Source organism: Kitasatospora sp. NPDC059803 (assembly GCF_042732255.1).
Classification (GTDB): Bacteria; Actinomycetota; Actinomycetes; order Streptomycetales; family Streptomycetaceae; genus Kitasatospora.
Window position 1 is genome coordinate 1 of sequence record NZ_JBHWIJ010000472.1, and the last position, 3,940, is coordinate 3,940.

General features: G+C 73.5%; 4 protein-coding genes and 1 pseudogene. All 5 read right to left on the bottom strand.

What is annotated here, in order from left to right; all coding sequences use genetic code 11:
• A pseudogene (locus tag ACFV6I_RS38240) lies at window positions 1-535 on the bottom strand (hypothetical protein); the annotation flags it as partial.
• A 315-nt stretch (window positions 536-850) separates the two neighbouring features.
• Window positions 851-1,780 (bottom strand): tRNA pseudouridine(55) synthase TruB, encoded by a 930-nt coding sequence (gene truB, locus ACFV6I_RS38245; RefSeq protein WP_380430768.1) that lies wholly within the window; start codon window positions 1,778-1,780, stop codon window positions 851-853.
• A 34-nt stretch (window positions 1,781-1,814) separates the two neighbouring features.
• Complete coding sequence (locus ACFV6I_RS38250) at window positions 1,815-2,918, bottom strand: bifunctional oligoribonuclease/PAP phosphatase NrnA (RefSeq protein WP_380346383.1); 1,104 nt, start codon at window positions 2,916-2,918, stop codon at window positions 1,815-1,817.
• A 2-nt stretch (window positions 2,919-2,920) separates the two neighbouring features.
• A complete protein-coding gene (gene rbfA, locus ACFV6I_RS38255; protein ID WP_063347621.1) occupies window positions 2,921-3,361 on the bottom strand; it encodes a 30S ribosome-binding factor RbfA in 441 nt (146 codons plus the stop codon).
• 153 nt (window positions 3,362-3,514) lie between these two features.
• The gene (locus tag ACFV6I_RS38260; RefSeq protein ID WP_063347622.1) at window positions 3,515-3,811 is read right to left on the bottom strand and encodes a DUF503 domain-containing protein; all 297 of its coding nucleotides are present in this window, start codon (window positions 3,809-3,811) and stop codon (window positions 3,515-3,517) included.
• Between the last annotated feature and the right edge of the window lie 129 nt (window positions 3,812-3,940).

Genomic DNA, 3,940 nt, shown 5'->3' on the forward strand with positions numbered 1-3,940 from the left:
GCTGCGGCCCGCGCAGCGCGGGCACGGCCAGGGCCACCACGGCGCCGCTGCGGGCGTCCAGCACCGGCGAGCCGGCCGGCACCGCGACGCCGGCGACCACCGGCGGGTCGAGCAGCAGCACCCCGCCGACCCCGCCGTACCCGGCCCCGGCGGCACCCAGCAGACCGCAACGCAGCGCCACCACGTGCCCGTCCTCGCCGGCCAGCGCGGGCAGCAGCACCTCGCGCCCGGCCCCGAGGGCCGCGACGGGCAGCGGCGGCACGGGCAGCCCGCCGACCGCGTCGGTGCGCAGCAGGGCGAGCCCGTGCCCGGGCAGCGGCAGTACGGCGTCCGGGCCCAGCACCCTGGTCTGCCCGCCGGGGGTGTGCAGGACGATCCGGTCCAGGCCGGTGACGCTCTCGTGGGCGGTGAGGACGGTGCCCTGCGGGTCGGCGACGAACCCTAAGCCGTGCAGTCGCCCGTTGAGGTCGCGGATCCGCAGCAGGTACCGCCCCGGGTCTCCCGCCACGCCGTCGCCGTCCAGGAATCCCGGCATTCGCACTGCCCTCCCCGCAGGCCGGACGGCCCGGGGGCGGGCTCGTCACGGCGACCTGCTCGCCGTCGGGGAGCCTGCCCGCCCGGGAGGCGGCCCCACCGCGCCTGCGCCGCTCACCACGGGCGTTCACCTCGCGCGCTCCCCCGGGCGGGTGACCCGTCCCCTCGCCGGAACGAACCTCCGGACCTCACCCGGAACCCCGGACCTCGCCGAAACACCCCCCGAACGAGCGAAACCCCTCCCGGGACGACTCCCGAACGAGCGAAACCCCCGCCGGAAGACTCCCGACGGGGGTGACGCGTGCGCTGCGGGGCGTCAGCCGACGAAGACCGCGACCGGCTTCGCCTGCCCGCCCGTCTCCTCGACCAGCGCGAGGAAGCGCCCGTCCGGCCCGAACACCGCGATCGGCCCGTCCACGCCCAGCCCGGGCGCCTTGAGCCGGGCGCCGTGCGACAGCTTCTCCGCCTGCGACTCGTCCAGGTCCCAGCGCGGGAAGGCGGCGGCCGCGGCCTCCCCGATCGGCAGCACCTGCAGCCCCGTCGGGGACTCGCCGGTGACCGCGGCCTCCAGCTGCTCCAGGGTGTGCGCCGACTCCACCGAGTACGGCCCGACCCTGGTGCGCCGCAGCGCGGTGAGGTGGCCGCCGACGCCGAGCCCGGCGCCCAGGTCGCGGGCCAGCGCCCGGATGTAGGTGCCGGAGGAGCACTCGACGGTCACGTCCAGGTCGATCACCGGCGTGCCGTCCTCGGCGAGCGCCGCGCGCTGTGCGTGCACGGTGAAGGAGTGGATCGTGGTGGGCCGGGCCGCGAGCTCGAAGTCCTCGCCCTCGCGCACCCGCGCGTACGACCGCTTGCCGTCGATCTTGATCGCGCTGACCTTGGAGGGCACCTGCATGATCTCGCCGGTGAGCGCGGCGATCCCGGCGTCGATCGCCTCCCTGGTCACCCCGTCGGCCGGGGCGGACGCGGTGACCTCGCCCTCCCGGTCGTCGGTGACGGTGGTCTGGCCGAGCCGGATGGTCGCCTCGTACGTCTTGGCGGTGAGCATCAGGTGGCCGAGCAGCCGGGTGGCCCGCTCGACGCCGATCACCAGCACGCCGGTGGCCATCGGGTCGAGCGTGCCGGCGTGCCCGACCTTCCGCGTCCCGGCCAGCCATCGCAGCTTGGCGACGACCCCGTGGGAGGTGATGCCCTCGGGCTTGTCGACGATCACCAGGCCGTCCGGGCCGGTGCCTTTGCGCTTCATCAAGTTCTTTCTCTAAAAAGCGGTCAAGAGATGATCAACGTACCGGTCGCAGCGCGCTCCGGAACCGTTCGACCACCGCGGCCACGTCCTCCCGGGCGCTGAACCCGGCCGCGAAGACGTGCCCGCCGCCACCCAGCTCGGCGCAGGCGGCGGCGACGTCCACCGCGCCCTTGGAACGCGAGGAGCCCCGCAGCGTGCCGTCCGGGTCCTGCTTGAGCACCAGCGCCACCTCGGCCTCGGCCGGGCGGCGCAGGATGTCGATCAGCCCCTCGATCTCCTCGACCGTGACGCTGAACAGCACCAGGTCCTGGTACGGCACCCAGGTCCACACCAGGCCCAGCCCGCCGGCCGCGTCCGGCTCGTAGACGGCCCGGTCGAGCGCGCCTGCGAGCACCTTGAGGTAACCGAAGGAGGAGGTGTCCCACAGCTGCCGGGAGATCAGGTCGTGCCGGATGCCGGTGGCCAGCAGCCGCCCGGCGAGTTCGTGGGTGGCGGGCGTGGTGGCCCGGTACTTGAACGAACCGGTGTCGGTGGCGACGCCGGTGTACAGGCAGGTGGCCAGGTCCTGGTCGAGTTCGACGCCGAGCCGGCGCAGCAGTTCGTCGACCAGGACGGCGGTGGCCGGCGCGGTCGGGTCGATCAGCTGGTGGGTGCCGAAGCCCGGATTGGAGGCGTGGTGGTCGATCACCACCAGCACCGGCGCGGCGAAGGCCTTGCCGTGCAGCAGGCCGAGCCGGCTCTCCGCGGCCACGTCGAAGCAGAGCACCAGCTCGGGGACGTCCGGCACCTCGGCGGCCGGCACGATCAGCTCCTGGCCGGGCAGGAAGGCCAGCGACTCGGGCACGATCTGCGGGTCGTCGCCGAAGGAGACCCGCACCCGCTTGCCGAGCCCGCGCAGCGCCAGCGCGGCCGCCAACGAGGAGCCCAGGGCGTCGCCGTCCGGGCAGATGTGGCAGATCAGGTCGATCGACCGGGCCCGCCCGATCTCCGCCACCACCTGCTGCCAGAGCAGCTCGAAACCGCTCTCCTCGGTGCGCGGCCCCGGGAGCGCCACGAGGGCGTCCTCCACCGTGCTGGTGGAAGACGCCCCCGTGGTCGAACCGGCTCGCGAGGCGGCCTTCGCCGGCTCACCCGCCATGACTACTCGTCCTCGTCGTCACGCTCGGCCGCCGGAACCTTGTACGGGTCCGCCTCGCCGGCGTAGGTCGCGCCCGCGGCGGTGGTGCGCACCGCCGCGTCGATGGCCTTGGCCCGGTCGAGCAGGTCGTCGATGTTCCGGGCGTTGTCCGGCAGCGCGTCCGCGACGAAGGTCAGCGTCGGGGTGAAACGCACCCCGATCTTGCCGACCTCGGAGCGGATCACGCCCTTGGCGCTCTCCAGCGCTGCGGCCGTGGCCTCGCGCTCGGTCTCGTCGCCGAAGACGGTGTAGAAGACGGTGGCCTCGCGCAGATCCCCGGTCACCCGGGTGTCGGTGATGGTCACGAACCCCAGTCGCGGGTCCTTGACCCGCCGCTCCAGGGTCTGGGCGACGACCACCTGGATGCGGTCGGCGAGCTTGCGCGCCCTTGCGGTGTCGGTCACGTTGCCTCCTCGTGCAGTGGGTCCGGCATTCGGGTGAGCTGCGCACCCTTCGGGGCCCACGCCCCAAAGTACCGGCCCGCGCCCGGCCTTGCGGGCGCTCTGGGTCCTGATCCGTGTGAGAACGGCGACTTCCGCCGACCGCCTCCACGGCTCTCATTCATCGTCGTCGTTGTGGTACCTCCTCCTCGCGGAGAGGAGCTGCACCTCGGGGCGGCCGGCGACCAACCGCTCACAGCTGTCCAGGATCTCGGTGACGTAGCCGGCATCGCCGGCCACCACCGCGAGGCCGATCTCGGCCCTGCGGTGCAGATCCTGGTTCCCGGTCTCGGCAGCGCACACGCTGTACTTGCGCTGCAGTTCGGCCACGATGGGCCGCACGATCGAACGCTTCTCCTTGAGCGAGTGGACGTCGCCCAACAGCAGGTCGAAGGTGAGTGTTCCCACGAACATGTATGACAGGTCTCGCCGACCTGGAAGGCCTCGGGGGGGGGGGCCCCGGGCCGCGGGGCGCGCCAGGGGGGGGTACACGCCGCCACCGGGACCCGCCACCAACTATAAACCACCCGCGCCCCCACACGC